Consider the following 13,091-nt stretch of genomic DNA (forward strand, 5'->3'; position numbering starts at 1 on the left):
GCGTCTGATTTATTAATGTTGTCACCCAAAAGTTCATCGATCAGCGAACTGGCGGATAAATATTTTATCAGTCGCGCTTCAATAGTGAATGATTTAAAAACATTGGAAGCCTGGTTACATCAGTTTGATTTAACCTTATTAAAAAGTCGTGTCGGCACCAGCATAAAAGGCAGTGACCAGAATATTCGCATGGCGATGAAAGCGCTGGTATTAAAATCGATTTATAACCGTCAGGACATGATGGAAAGCCGCCTGGATGAAAGCACACTACAGGAGCTTTCAGAGAAGTTTGGTCAGCAGGCTGTCCATTTTACCCTGCAATTAATTAATTTTATTGAACAACAGCTGCAATACACGATTAGCGATCCTTACTACATCAATTTATTTACCCATATTCTGGTGCTGATCCACCGGAGTCACTCGCCGATGTACAAGACAGACGCCCGCGCGGTGACCATGAGCCGGGTCAGCGACCATCACGCCTGGCAGGTTTCGCTGGCGGTGATAGAACGCATCGAGACCGCTTACAATACGATACTGGTGGCCGAAGAGTCACACTCCATCTATCAATATCTGGTCTCTTCCGGCAAGGCGGGCGGCGAGACGCCACAGCACGATGACTCGCTGATATCCGAACGTGAAACCCGCTTTGCGGAGGCGCTGATTGCCCGTGTAGCCCAGCGCATCAACATTGAGATCACCACCGACCGGAACCTGCAGGCTTCGCTGTCCTCGCATATCAAGCCGATGCTGAACCGCCTGAGATATCACATCCGGATTAAAAATCCGCTGCTGCATGATATCCAGACCGAGCTGGGAACGGTGTTCGCCGCCGTCAAAGCGGTCATCAGCCAGCTGACGCAGGAGTACAGCCTGGATGAGATCAGTGATGATGAGGTGGCGTACCTGACGGTGCATATTCAGGCCGCCATCGAAAACAGCATCAAGGTAAAACGGGTACTGCTGGTCTGCTCAAGCGGTCTGGGCACCTCGCAGCTACTTTACGGACGGATTATCCGCGCCTTTCCTGACTGGAAGATTATCGACATCGTGCCAGGGAAAAACATCGCAGATTCTTTGAAACGACATGAGTGTGACGTAGTGATCTCCACCATCCGGCTGGAGCCGCTGGAAAAACCGGTGGTCTATGTCTCGGCCCTGTTTTCGGCGAAAGATATCGCAAGAGTAACGGAATGTCTGGTATCGAATTCGATTAATTAATAATGGAGAATCAAGATGACTACAGCCGTGGCTATTAATGAAGTCCTGACAGAAGAATGTATTATTCTCAATGTCGATTGCCAGACGAAAGAGCAGATTATTTCTCAGCTGACCGATCTGCTCTGCCAGACCGGCGCGGTCACCGATAAATCCGCATTTCTGAACGATGTTTATCTGCGTGAAGAATTAGGCTCCACCGGTTTTGAAAATCACATTGCTATTCCGCACGGCAAATCTGCTGCCGTAGCCAAAACCCGGATTGCCGTAGGCCGTTTACGTCGGGATATTCCGTGGGAGACCATCGATGGCACCAAAGTCCGGCTGGTTATTCTCTTCGCGGTAAAAGAGTCCGATAAAGATGTCGGCCATATTAAAATGCTCGCCAAAATATCCATTGCGTTAGGTGATGAAGATGTGGTCGAGCAATTACTGAATGTGCAACACCGCGAAGAGATGTTTCATCTGTTGTTATCCCGCTCGGGAGCCTGAATAAACCGGAGATATCTATGAAATAAAAAACTAAAGGAGGTATTCCAGGTTGTAGCCATCCCTTCAGACCGAAAAACATAAATATAAAATTTTCACTGGAGAACGTTTATGAACATCATTGCCATTACCGCCTGTCCTACAGGTGTCGCCCACACCTACCTTGCCGAAAGTAATTTAAAAAAAGCGGCTAAAAAACTGGGCCTGAATGTATTAGTCGAAACCCAGGGCGCAATCGAAAGCGAATATATTTTCAGCGACGACGATATTCATCAGGCCGACGTAGTATTAATCGCCGCAGATAAGAAAGTTGAGATGGCGCGCTTCCAGCACAAAAACGTGATCGAGGTCCCCGTCACCCGTGCCGCAAAAGACGCTGAAGGTCTGTTAAGCGCCATTGTGAACGGTGAACTGGCGCCCAGGCTGGTCGATTCTGCCCCACAGAACAATGCGTCTGAACCGGCTAACAGTGCCCGCGAGGCGTCAGGTTCCCGTTCCTGGATCTCAGAGATTTATGTGCACCTGATCACCGGTGTGAACCTGATGATCCCGTTTGTGGTGGCTGGCGGCATTCTGATCGCCCTGAGTTTTTCATTCGGAATTACGGCGGCCACACCAGGGGACGCTAATTTCAGCCCGATAGCGAAGATGCTTTCGGACATCGGTGGCGGTTCTGCCTTTGCCCTGATGCTGCCGATTCTTGCGCTGGGGATCAGCCAGTCCATCAGCGGCAAAGCGGGCATCGTGGCGGGCGCGGTGGGCGGGATGATGGCGATCCACACCGGCTCCGGCTTCCTTGGCGCGCTGATTGCCGGCTTCCTGGCCGGATACATCACGCTGCTCATCACCAACCATATTCACCTGCCCAAAGCGGTCGCCGGGTTAAAACCGATTTTAATTGTGCCGCTGCTGAGCGTGCTACTGACCGGCGCACTGATGGTGCTGCTGATTGGTGAGCCAATCAAAATGCTGCTCGGCTGGCTGACCGCCTTCCTCACTTCGCTGGGTAACACCAACGCGGCGATCCTTGGTCTGCTGTTCGGCATGATGGTGGCGTTTGATATGGGCGGCCCGCTGAATAAAACCGTCTGTATGTTTGCGATTGGCCTGATGTCGAGCGGGATTTACGGACCGATTGCGGCCTGCATGGCGGCGGGCATGGTGCCGCCGCTGGGCATCGCGCTGGCGACCACCCTCTTCCGCCGCAAGTTTACCGAGCAGGAGCGCGAGACCGGCAAGGTCACCTACATCCTCGGCCTCTCATTCATTACCGAAGGCGCGATCCCTTACGCGGTTGCCGATCCGCTGCGCGTCATCCCGGCCATTGTGGCGGGTTCCGGATTAGCGGGCGCCCTGTCGATGATGCTGGGCTGCGCTTCCCGCGCTCCACACGGCGGCATTTTCGTCATCTTCATTCCTAACGTGATCAGCAACGTCATGGGTTATCTGTTTGCGATTGCCGCAGGCAGTTTGCTGACGGCGCTCATTCTGTTGTTCCTGAAAAAAGATATCTCCGTTCCTGCAAAACAAGGATAAAACCTATGCTTTACAACATGAAAGATCTGCTCAGCGTTGCCCAGCGTCATCAGTTTGGTGTGGGCGCGTTCAACATCGCCAGCGCAGAGTTTGCACGCGTGGCGGTTGAGACTGCCGAGCGACTGGATTCCCCGCTGATTCTGGAGATTCATCCTGAAGAGATGGCGTTTACCGGCCCGGAATTCATCGGCTATCTGCGGACGCTGGCGATTCAGGCGCGTGTGCCGGTGGTGATCCATCTGGACCACGGCCGCACGCTGGAAGAGGTGATGAAGGCGATCTACGCCGGTTTTACCTCGGTGATGATTGACGCCTCGTCTCACCCTTTTGAGCAGAACATTGCGCTGACGAAAAAGATTGTCGAGATAGCGCACACGATTAATGTTTCTGTGGAAGCAGAGCTGGGCACCATTGGTGTGGCGGAAGGCAGCGGCGAAGGCGGCAGTAACGAGATTCTCTATACCGATCCGCAGCAGGCCGGGACCTTTGTCCGCGAGACCGGCACCGACACGCTGGCGGTCGCTATCGGTACCTCGCATGGCCTCTACCCCAAAGGGAAGCAGCCGAAGCTGGATATCGAGCGCCTGCAGCAGATCCGTAAGGTGGTCGATATCCCGCTGGTCCTGCATGGCGGTTCGGGCAATAAAGACAGCGAGGTCGCGGAGTCGATCCGTTATGGCGTCGGGAAAATTAATATCTCCAGCGACATGAAGAAGGCGTTCTTCGTGGCGCTGGAACAGGAGCTGAAACAGGGCGGACACGAGCCTAATGCCTTGTTTGTTAAACCGATGAAGGCGGCGAGTGAAGTGGTCGCGGCGAAGATGGCGCTGTTTAATTCGGTGGGAAAAGCGGGGCTGTATCGGTAAGGGGTTGTGTGGTGGATGGCTGGGAGTTGAAGCTGGGAAAGGCACTGATGGATCAGTGTCTTTTTTGGGTTTTGAGAAGTGAGCTTTAAATAAGTATCAGGTCAGTAAGCAACAGCCATCGTCAGGCTCATCGCTCTTCTTTTGTATGCCACAGATCCACGATGTAGATGGCATTATCACGAAGTTCGTAGTGAATCTCGTAGTCATCCAGTATCACCTTTCGAACTTCCCGAGGTTCATATCGAACCTGCTGTATGCCGATTGCTGGGTGTGCCTTGAGGCCAGCACTGCCGGTTATCACGCGGTCTAAGACATCATCAGCATGCTGGCGGCTGTACTGAAGAGCAAAACGGTAGATGCGTTCCAGGTCATCCTGAGCTTTAAGCGTCCAGTAAATTTCCATTTATCAGCTTTTCTTTAAACGATCACCAAATTCAACAAGGTCCGAGTGACTTACTACACGCCCGGCATCTACATCGGCAAGACCAGCCTGAATGCTGTGATGACGCCGTTCCCTTTCAGCCAGCATAGTGGTCAACGCTTCCTTGATGATCCAGCTTTTAGAACGATCCAGCTCCACAGCCAGATTTTCTACAGCATCAGCCAGCTCGGTGGGTATCTGTGCGCTAATGGTCTTTTTTGTAAGAGAACCCATAAGGATTACCTCGGTTAATAACAGTTAATAACTTCTATTAAGTCTAGCATGGGGTTCTTTATAAAAACATCAGATCGCATTTTGAGGGCAGCATCCTGAGGCTGGCTTTGCCTTTCTGGTCACCTAAGGACTGGTCTCATAAATCACTACGAGATCTCACTATACCGGGAGGACATGAACCTGATTCAATGTTTACGAAACCGATGCACGGGCGATCGTCCTCGTCAGCCAGGTTCCTGCTATCAGAGGGTTTGATTGCACCAAAGTGGCTGGGTCGGTGGAGGATTCAGTGTGATGAGGTTTGTTTACTCGTCGGCTGAAACGTCAGCTGGGGACGCTGAGAGAATAGCGCAGCGTTTATCCAGTAGAGACTCAACGGACGCCCGGTTGCCCTTATCCCAGCCGCGCCGGGTGGTTAGCAGGATAAACCCTTTTTCTCCCGAGAACGTCGCCGGAATAAGCGCCACACCAGACTTTGCCAGCTGCGGTGGCGACAGATGGAAATAGTGCGCCACTGAGGAAACTGGATAGATCCCCATCGCCGACGGCTGCATAACGCGACGGGCATAGTAGGTGTGGTTCAGCAAACGGTCGGGCAAGGGTCGCCAGTCATTATGAATAAAGGGGCGCTCGGCCTGAAGCTGGCGATAGACATCTTCCCGCAGGCAGGTCAGATGAATATGCAGTTGATTCTGGCTGCGGCCATAAGCGGAATTCAGCGCCATGCCGAGCCGATCCTCAGGCACTTCAGCACCATAGGCCGCCATAAGACGATAACGCATTAACCAGGCGTAGCCGAAATAATCGGGACCTCCGGGACGCGACAGCGCAATGCTCTCAATGCCGGACATCGCCACCGTGGGCACCAGAATAAAGTGCAGCCTGTGGCGAGGGTTCTGGATGATGCTGTAGCCCTGTGTTTTGTCCTGCGGCAGATAGATTTGCTGGCAGGGTGCCGGATCGCGACGATAGTGATAGTTATTCATGCAGAGGTCATGCGTGACCGTCCACAGCGCGTCAGAGCGAGCGCATCCTGTCAGTAGCAGCGCGATGACCAGCGACAGAGAACGGCATCGCCATAACAATGTCCCGTTTAGTGGATTGTATCCGGTCAGGCAACTCAATGCAGGTACAACCTCATCAGCAAGGGTTCATATTGGGGGAACGTTTATGCAGTTTAGCATGGAGCCGGTGGTGATCTGCTTCAACGGACGCAACTCACAGAATGTTCTCGTGAGCATGCATTGAATCTCATACTTTTTAAGAGCATGATCGCAATAATTATCCGTTGCTTAGCCCTGACTATGACTCCAGCCAAATCACTTCAGACTGCCATTTCCGATGTCGCGGTCTGGCGCAAAGGCGATCAATTCGCCCCTTATAAACCTCTATTGCTGCTCTATGTATTATCCCAGTACAGGAAAGGACATTCGCGACTATTTAACTATGGAAATGAGATTGACGAGCCGTTAACCAGGCTGCTGATTGAGTTTGGTCCGAAAAGGCGAGAGTACTATCCAAATATGCCTTTCTGGCGGTTAAGAACAGATGGATTCTGGACGCTCGAAAACTCAGAGAACTGCAGACCACGTAAAGGTAACATCCAGCCGACTAAGCGCGAGCTGATTGAAAATCAGGTTAGCGGCGGATTTGATGAGGAGAATTATCAAACGCTGCAAAAAAATCCAGCCCTGATCGACAAACTGGCGCAGCAGATTCTGACTGAGCGCTTTCCCGAGAGTCTCCAGATTAAACTGGCCGAACTGTTAGGTTTCGATTTAGTCACGCTGATGAGAACTCGCGACCCTCGCTTTCGCGACATGATTTTACGGGCTTATCACTCACAATGCGCCATTTGCGGGTATGACCTTCGACTGGATGGAGCGCTGGTCGGACTTGAGGCGTCGCACATACGCTGGAAGCAATATGGTGGCCCTTGTGAAGTCAATAACGGACTGGCCCTCTGCTCCGTACACCATTCTGCATTCGATAAAGGCGCTATCGGTATTGATGAAAACCTGAAGATTCAGATATCAGGTGGAGTCAATCGTAGCCCCATTGTGGATCAGCTTTTCTGGGCGCTTGAGGGGCAAAGGCTTCATCTGCCTAAAGATAAAATGCTGTGGCCTGCTGAGCGGTTTATTGAGTGGCATCAGACACAGGTGTTTAAAGCCTGAGGGGATAAAAGCCGCCTCAGCATCCCGTTAATTATGTAGATGGCAAATGTCGGCAAAGGCTGAATATTCGCTTTTGTTAATGAATAGTATGCTGACGCATTCACTTTGTATGAAGTCGATATAACGTTGACGTCGGGGATAGTATTTCTTTGCAGTCGGGCATTAAGGCGTCAGGCTGCAATACGGCGAACGTGGCCAACAGTGAAGAAGGTTTGGCAACGGATGTGCTGGTATAAGCGTTCTGTTCATGATAGTTAACCGCTCCCGATGCGATATCGGGAGCGGCTTCTCATTCAGACGATTTTCTTTTTACCTGATATAACCTGAATAAACTCCTGCACCTGCTTTTGCTTCCTCGCCGACAGCTTACATACCTGGCGCAGCGACTGCATTAGTTCGCTCTCCTGCCGGGCGGTTAGCACAATACAGCCTTCCATTACCTTTACATCTACTGCTGTACCCGTAGCAAAACCGGCTGCTTCCAGCCATTGCCCTTTCATGGTGATGGCGGGAATCCGGCTATAGTCCGGATAGCGACTCGCGTAGCCAACCGTTCATTGACGGTTATTTGCCGGGGTGACTTCTGATTCTGAGGGTTGTGCAATAGAATGGGCGTCAGTCATGATTACTATTCTCCGTAAATAGTAGTTGTGATTAGCGGCGCGGGTGTGTTGCAGCACATCCGCACCGCGCTAAATACCTGTATATATCATCAGGAATGAGAAGGAAAGTCCAGCTTAAAAAAGCCTTGAATAATCTATTTATAAAATAATTTTGATATAAAGCTTAAGGGCTTTTTAGCAGGAGATAATAAGAAGCGCACCAGAAAGAGGCGTAAGAAAATAAGAATCATGATTTTTACGTGAGGCTTTTTTACCTGCGCTGGCTGCACGTTCGGATTTTATTTTTTTCCAGTAATGCAGCAGCGCTTTTTTCACCGCTGATTAATTCCGGATTTTCTACACGCCACTGGGCGGTAAGTTGACCACGTAATGCTTTAGCCAGAATTGATTGCGTCAAAAGCGCATTGCTGGCCTGTTATAAGCTCGCTGTGTAGCTTCAATCGTTTGAATTTAATTCTTGCAATGACTTGTAACTTTGTAATTCTCTAGCCTAAAGACATAGCTTACAAATAATTGACATCACCATTGCTTGTTGCATCGTAAAGGAGTAAATGCTCTTTTAGTACAATGAGCAAACAAAGCTGCATAGCATCAATGATGTATATTATTTTTTAGTATAATTTGCCCTAAGGAAGTCCTCATACTTCTTAGGTAATAAGGCTATCTCACCCCACTTTTTATTAGGAGACCAATAACCGGCACCTACTTTTTCAACCTTGCCAAAGAATATAAGCATACGTCTTAAAGCATTATCCTCTTTGATTCCCCTTGCTTCTAAATCGCCTTTATCTGCAGAGATTATAAAATCAACGTTACCTTGTAGATATGGATGTCTCAAGAAGATATGCGAGGTTAAATCATAATGCCTAAAGCGAACTATTTCTCCAAAATAGAATTTAGGCTCTTCATCTACATCATTTATTTCCGCAGCATCTTTTAAATCGCTATCCAAAACATACCTATGCACACTTTCTTCAACAACTATATGGATTTCTCTGTGATAGTTGTGCCTGAAGTTTGTACAAAGAGATTGAACGCTCGTTATCTTGCTAGGAAGTCTGAAATTTTCGCCCCCATGCCTTGAGACGGGAACCGCAGCTTCAGGGCCATGTTCACTTTCAAATTCGGTTTGTAATGGCTCCTGTTCACCGTCGAAATCAACTCGCGGGTTATTTTTTGGCCTTTCTTGCATAAAGCCACTGATTATAACTAAGTCTTGGTCCTCGACCGCCTGTCGCGCCTCTTCTTCAGAACTATATTTTTTGCCAGCCAATTGACTGCTTCGCAAGCGGCAATAAGGAGCATCTTCATCAGGAAAATGCCTAAATAAAGCCTCTCTTCCATTTGCCATTACAGCTATTGCAGGATCATTTGGAACACGAATAAGAGGTTCGTAACATGAAGGACAGTGCAGGTGTCCTTTCATTTCAACAAGATAATCTAAAGGTTCAATTTCAGTACGGACTAAAACAGCTATGGGATGTCTTGTCCGATCCCATTTCGGGTCATAATAAGCGTAAGAAATTCTATTCAAAGCCATAGCCATAGCCATAGCCAACTCCATTGTTATCTTTTTTTAACATACTGTTTTTATAATAAAAAAACCATAACTCAAGTGCAGAAACAGGTAATAAAATGTTCGAATAACGCATTTCTCTAATTTATAAAATATCATCATTACATAAGTTAAATTGAACTTATTTTGGTAAAAAAAGCCATAAAACCCTTGCTGGTACTACTAACAAACAGAGCGTAGCACCTTCATCATTTGTCCAGAGTGAACACACTTAATCAGGATAACCGTGTACCCCTACGGGAGCATGGCTGAAGCGCTGGGGGAGCCTGCATATAGTGAGCAGGTACGTTACCACCATAGGACTGTTTGGCTGTTAAAGGCTGGACATCGGGCTTAAATGCTTGTGATGAAACTGTTTTGGGATGGTTTAGAGACGGTGGTAATATCATAGTGATTTAAGTTAAGAAACTGTACGTGTTTGAAGCCTGGAACTACACGCCGCTATGAGTTCACATCCCATTTACCACTATCCAACTACAGCGGCTTTTAAACGGGAAGATAGAGAATAAATCTGTAAATTTATAAAAGTCAGAAATAGTTAGCCATCTTATTGATATGAATATTTTAAGTAATTGGTGCGAAGGCCGGACTCGAATTTCACACCTAATATACTGATATCAACATTTTTTATAAACAGGAATTAATAGTTAACCCCGCATTTGTACCCACAAGTTAAAATCCGTACAAAAAATAGACATTGCAAGTGGGTATAAAGCCATACCAGTAGAACACCGATATGGCTATCAAAGCAAGATTCAGAAAGTCAGAGGCTTACCCTCGAAAATCACTAATACTTGCCCAAGTAAATGCACGACTAAAAGGTCCTCATCAAACAGGTAGTCTTTGAGCATCTGCTATAAGTTAATCGAGAACAAGTATGTAAATGTCTTTATTACACCATAGAGCCTTACCAACATTGTGATCATAACCTCATGTTTTCTTTGTCATATAAAGTTCATATTGAGACGTCAAAAGAGTTATAATGTCAATCGGTATACGTTCCGACAGAGAGGAAACATGCAACCCATACACCCCCTTATCAAAGCGGCAAGAGATAAAAAATTACCGCATCCAGCCCAGCTGAATAAATTCAATCAAGAATACTGGATTAAATTCATGGACCAAATAGGTCCGCTAACTGCAGAGGCTTCAGCATACATTTCAGGTGCAACGTGGCTCAATAATAATTTTCAAAGTGTGAATAATACTCGAAAGCAAATTTGTTTTTTAAAGGGCTGCAGACCTGAATATCATGAAATGATCAGGGCACATATCGCCAGCGCTAATTATGCATTTTGGCAGGTATGCGATGAACAAAAAGAGATTTTTGAAGATACAAGCAATACAGCTATAGAGCAATTTATTATCTCAAAAACTTCGAAGGTAGGAAAAAGCGACCCGGTAAGTGTAAACAGTGTAAATATGCATAGGCTTGACAGTCTAAGAGGTCCATTGTTCGAGCTATTTAAATATAAGGACCGTATGCATATACTCTTTCCTGATGATCGCCCGAACAAGTTATCAAAACTTGACTTTTATCTCGCAGAAATGAGGCTGTCTCAGCACTTCCATAGCTTTTCTTCGCTGTGGCAAGACTTACTCTATGGTCGTGCAGTATTCACTTTCCAGCAGAAGCGAGTCTTTTTCATGCAATGTCATTCTGACTATCACCGCATGAAAACAATTGCAGAATACCGTCGAGATCATTTTTTAGCCACTTCAATAACTGAAGCTCGTACCGTAATGGATAAATTTCAGAATATCAATCCTTGGTCAAATTATCTACATTATGAGCCAGGTAAAGCGTTGAGCCCAGCACCATGGCGAACACTATCTCAAAGCTCGCAAATGATTGCCAGATATCAGCCTTTATCGGCTTTAATTCAGCTTGACGACCACCTCAAATCACTATTAAAACGTAAATCCTCCCCTTGTATTGAACGTAAATTACAAAGTGTTTTAGATATATGGGTTCATCTATCTGTGCTGGCTGTTCAGATTGATGAACATCTGCATACAAACGAGGAAATCGTCGACTGGTCAAAACTAGTTCATCTTGCACCTCAATTTGAACATTCTAATCTTATTGCTGCACTAATACAGTGTTGTGAATATAGTGAAACTGAGATCATCGATGCCCTAGATTTATTGACCTGGAGAGGAAAGTCGCCGCAGGAGGATTTATGGGTGCAGCCTCTGGTGTCTGTAGAGGATAATTATATTTTCCCGATCAGTGCTTTTCTTACAGCTAGCCTAACCCGCAATATAGATTGTTGGATGACTAAAATAGATCCCAATGATACTCGCCGTGGAAAACTATTTGAGAAAGATTTGATTAGAGTATTGGAAGAGTGCCGCAATGGAAACTCGGTGATGAAGGAGCATTTGCGCTATACCTCTGCAATTGAACCAAACTATCATGGACATAAGGAAGAAATAGATCTGACCTTCTCTTTTGGAAACTTACTAATTGTTGTAGAAGCTCGTAGCCGTAAAACATCTATCACGCCACTCGATTATGACAATGAACTTTTCGATTCTAACGGGCTGGTGCATAAAACCAAGCAGGCCATTAGAAAAGCAGCATTTGTTAAAAATCATCTTGAGCATTTTTGTAAGGATTATTACCCCCACTTATCTGGTACAGAAGACGTTGAGGTTGTCCCACTAGTAATAATCAATGGTCAATTTCATGCGGGTTTTCCACTGAATGACGTACCTATTATCGATTCAGCGCTTCTGTTGCATTATCTTCGAGATCGTGAGGTGCGTTTTATGGCAGCAGCACCTTATGACAAACATCAGTATGGCATCCCACTTTGGCAAAGTCTCGAAGAGGCACAAAGTCGTTTCAGGGATTATCTTTCATGCCCTACCTTGATAAAGGTTTACAATTCAATGTGTAGAGAGTCAGTAAAACGCTCCAACAATCTCGGGGAGGATTTTGATGAGGTTGTTTCACTTACATTCGAAATTCATTTCATGGGATGGGAAGAGCAATTGGCTCATGTTAAACGAGCCTTTCAAAATCAATTTGTAAAATATTACTGACTTGAATCATTCCATAGCAGACCATTATTCGAAGGATATAGTCGGCATTGATAAAAAATATCCCATCACTACTGATAAAAACTTCAATCTCTTATTTTAGGACTTTTAAACGAGAAAATAAAATGCACCGGTCGTTATCGGCTGGTGCATTATGAAATCAACAATCAAGGAGGTAATAAAAAAGATGTTGTTTAACGTACAGCATTTTTACAGCTTCGGCGCAATAAACCAGTTGCCTGTCGCGCCCGCAGAATATCGACTGCCCGCAGATATGGGGACTGTTCTTGCCAGTTGAATCCCCTGCGATCAATACGAACCAGCTCGTACTTTTCCACCAGAAAATTAACTGCACCAGCTAGGTTGATACCAGCATTGATATGTTCCTGAATAACCGCCTCATTGCTGAAAGGTGTATCGTTTAGAATCAGGCCATAATGTTGTTCTAGCAGGCGTGCAAGCAGCATTTGCCAGACAGCCACGGACGACAGACAGAGCTTCGCAGCCCGCTGAGTTGTTGCAGGTAGAGTTTTCATATTTGCTCTTGTGAAAGTAGTTAACGTTGAGTGGGGTAAACGGAAATGTATAAATAGCCGCAACTGCCAAGTGTATCGGCTTCACAGGTGAAACCGTTGTGGTACAGGGTGACGCAGTGGGCATGGCGAGGATTCATTTCACCTGTGGTCAACATCGATTCCATCTGACTGATAAAACATGGTAATACTTCATCCAACTTCAAAGATTCTGCGTTACTGAATTCACCGGTAATGCTGGCACGGTCAGCCAGATAGTGAAGTCGGTTTCCCTCCTGTACCAAACGATCGCCAAAGCAAGGTGTCACATTACGATTCAGGCCCCACTTGAGAAATGAATTGTTCTCTGATTCAGTAGATTTCATTGAAG

Annotated in this window: 12 protein-coding genes and 2 pseudogenes; 6 read left to right on the forward strand and 8 right to left on the reverse strand. The window is 46.8% G+C overall.

Annotation, left to right across the window (positions count from 1 at the left end):
• Positions 1 to 15: 15 nt before the first annotated feature.
• The 4 genes from PU624_RS19975 (at position 16) to PU624_RS19990 (ending at position 4,109) form a co-directional block, all read left to right on the forward strand.
• On the forward strand, positions 16 to 1,221 hold the full coding sequence (locus PU624_RS19975; RefSeq protein ID WP_283548038.1) for a BglG family transcription antiterminator: 1,206 nt from the start codon (positions 16 to 18) through the stop codon (positions 1,219 to 1,221).
• A 15-nt stretch (positions 1,222 to 1,236) separates the two neighbouring features.
• Positions 1,237 to 1,710, forward strand: coding sequence for a PTS sugar transporter subunit IIA (locus PU624_RS19980; protein ID WP_283546354.1), 474 nt, complete (start codon positions 1,237 to 1,239; stop codon positions 1,708 to 1,710).
• Between the two features lie 108 nt (positions 1,711 to 1,818).
• Positions 1,819 to 3,243, forward strand: coding sequence for a PTS fructose transporter subunit IIC (locus PU624_RS19985; protein ID WP_283546355.1), 1,425 nt, complete (start codon positions 1,819 to 1,821; stop codon positions 3,241 to 3,243).
• Between the two features lie 5 nt (positions 3,244 to 3,248).
• On the forward strand, positions 3,249 to 4,109 hold the full coding sequence (locus PU624_RS19990; protein ID WP_283546356.1) for a ketose-bisphosphate aldolase: 861 nt from the start codon (positions 3,249 to 3,251) through the stop codon (positions 4,107 to 4,109).
• A 127-nt stretch (positions 4,110 to 4,236) separates the two neighbouring features.
• On the opposite strand, the gene PU624_RS19995 is transcribed toward PU624_RS19990, so the two are convergent.
• The 3 genes from PU624_RS19995 to PU624_RS20005 form a co-directional block, all read right to left on the reverse strand.
• A complete protein-coding gene (locus PU624_RS19995; protein WP_283546357.1) occupies positions 4,237 to 4,512 on the reverse strand; it encodes a type II toxin-antitoxin system RelE/ParE family toxin in 276 nt (91 codons plus the stop codon).
• Positions 4,513 to 4,515: 3 nt separating this feature from the next.
• Positions 4,516 to 4,764 (reverse strand): CopG family ribbon-helix-helix protein, encoded by a 249-nt coding sequence (locus PU624_RS20000; RefSeq protein WP_283546358.1) that lies wholly within the window; start codon positions 4,762 to 4,764, stop codon positions 4,516 to 4,518.
• 305 nt (positions 4,765 to 5,069) lie between these two features.
• On the reverse strand, positions 5,070 to 5,888 hold the full coding sequence (locus PU624_RS20005; protein ID WP_283546359.1) for a CDP-diacylglycerol pyrophosphatase: 819 nt from the start codon (positions 5,886 to 5,888) through the stop codon (positions 5,070 to 5,072).
• A gap of 180 nt (positions 5,889 to 6,068) precedes the next feature.
• On the opposite strand from PU624_RS20005, the gene PU624_RS20010 reads away from it, so the two are divergent.
• The gene (locus PU624_RS20010) at positions 6,069 to 6,941 is read left to right on the forward strand and encodes a phosphorothioated DNA-binding restriction endonuclease (protein WP_283548039.1); all 873 of its coding nucleotides are present in this window, start codon (positions 6,069 to 6,071) and stop codon (positions 6,939 to 6,941) included.
• Positions 6,942 to 7,234: 293 nt separating this feature from the next.
• On the opposite strand, the pseudogene symE reads toward PU624_RS20010, so the two are convergent.
• The 3 genes and pseudogenes from symE to PU624_RS20025 all read right to left on the reverse strand — a co-directional run bounded on the left by symE (position 7,235) and on the right by PU624_RS20025 (position 9,116).
• Positions 7,235 to 7,564, reverse strand: a pseudogene (gene symE, locus PU624_RS20015) (endoribonuclease SymE).
• A 174-nt stretch (positions 7,565 to 7,738) separates the two neighbouring features.
• Positions 7,739 to 7,979 (reverse strand): annotated as a pseudogene (locus tag PU624_RS20020) (hypothetical protein); the annotation flags it as partial.
• Positions 7,980 to 8,168: 189 nt separating this feature from the next.
• Positions 8,169 to 9,116 (reverse strand): hypothetical protein, encoded by a 948-nt coding sequence (locus PU624_RS20025; RefSeq protein WP_283546360.1) that lies wholly within the window; start codon positions 9,114 to 9,116, stop codon positions 8,169 to 8,171.
• A gap of 1,041 nt (positions 9,117 to 10,157) precedes the next feature.
• Here PU624_RS20025 and PU624_RS20030 point away from each other — a divergent pair.
• A complete protein-coding gene (locus tag PU624_RS20030) occupies positions 10,158 to 12,191 on the forward strand; it encodes a hypothetical protein (protein WP_283546361.1) in 2,034 nt (677 codons plus the stop codon).
• 191 nt (positions 12,192 to 12,382) lie between these two features.
• Here the strand turns inward: PU624_RS20030 and PU624_RS20035 are convergent, their stop codons facing one another.
• Both PU624_RS20035 and PU624_RS20040 read right to left on the reverse strand, forming a co-directional pair.
• Positions 12,383 to 12,724 carry a TA system toxin CbtA family protein gene (locus PU624_RS20035; RefSeq protein ID WP_283546362.1) on the reverse strand — a complete coding sequence of 114 codons (342 nt, stop codon included), beginning with the start codon at positions 12,722 to 12,724 and terminating at the stop codon, positions 12,383 to 12,385.
• Between the two features lie 20 nt (positions 12,725 to 12,744).
• Positions 12,745 to 13,086, reverse strand: coding sequence for a type IV toxin-antitoxin system YeeU family antitoxin (locus PU624_RS20040; protein ID WP_283546363.1), 342 nt, complete (start codon positions 13,084 to 13,086; stop codon positions 12,745 to 12,747).
• Between the last annotated feature and the right edge of the window lie 5 nt (positions 13,087 to 13,091).

Origin of the sequence: Pantoea sp. Lij88 (assembly GCF_030062155.1) — a bacterium.
Lineage (GTDB): Bacteria > Pseudomonadota > Gammaproteobacteria > Enterobacterales > Enterobacteriaceae > Pantoea.

Bases quoted from the DNA above. Each gene is read 5' to 3' on its own strand.
- PU624_RS19975 (WP_283548038.1), top strand. From the start codon at position 16: ATGTTGTCACCCAAAAGTTCATCGATCAGCGAACTGGCGGATAAATAT.
- PU624_RS19980 (WP_283546354.1), top strand. From the start codon at position 1,237: ATGACTACAGCCGTGGCTATTAATGAAGTCCTGACAGAAGAATGTATT.
- PU624_RS19985 (WP_283546355.1), top strand. From the start codon at position 1,819: ATGAACATCATTGCCATTACCGCCTGTCCTACAGGTGTCGCCCACACC.
- PU624_RS19990 (WP_283546356.1), top strand. From the start codon at position 3,249: ATGCTTTACAACATGAAAGATCTGCTCAGCGTTGCCCAGCGTCATCAG.
- PU624_RS19995 (WP_283546357.1), bottom strand. From the start codon at position 4,512: ATGGAAATTTACTGGACGCTTAAAGCTCAGGATGACCTGGAACGCATC.
- PU624_RS20000 (WP_283546358.1), bottom strand. From the start codon at position 4,764: ATGGGTTCTCTTACAAAAAAGACCATTAGCGCACAGATACCCACCGAG.
- PU624_RS20010 (WP_283548039.1), top strand. From the start codon at position 6,069: ATGACTCCAGCCAAATCACTTCAGACTGCCATTTCCGATGTCGCGGTC.
- PU624_RS20025 (WP_283546360.1), bottom strand. From the start codon at position 9,116: ATGGCTATGGCTATGGCTTTGAATAGAATTTCTTACGCTTATTATGAC.
- PU624_RS20030 (WP_283546361.1), top strand. From the start codon at position 10,158: ATGCAACCCATACACCCCCTTATCAAAGCGGCAAGAGATAAAAAATTA.
- PU624_RS20035 (WP_283546362.1), bottom strand. From the start codon at position 12,724: ATGAAAACTCTACCTGCAACAACTCAGCGGGCTGCGAAGCTCTGTCTG.
- PU624_RS20040 (WP_283546363.1), bottom strand. From the start codon at position 13,086: ATGAAATCTACTGAATCAGAGAACAATTCATTTCTCAAGTGGGGCCTG.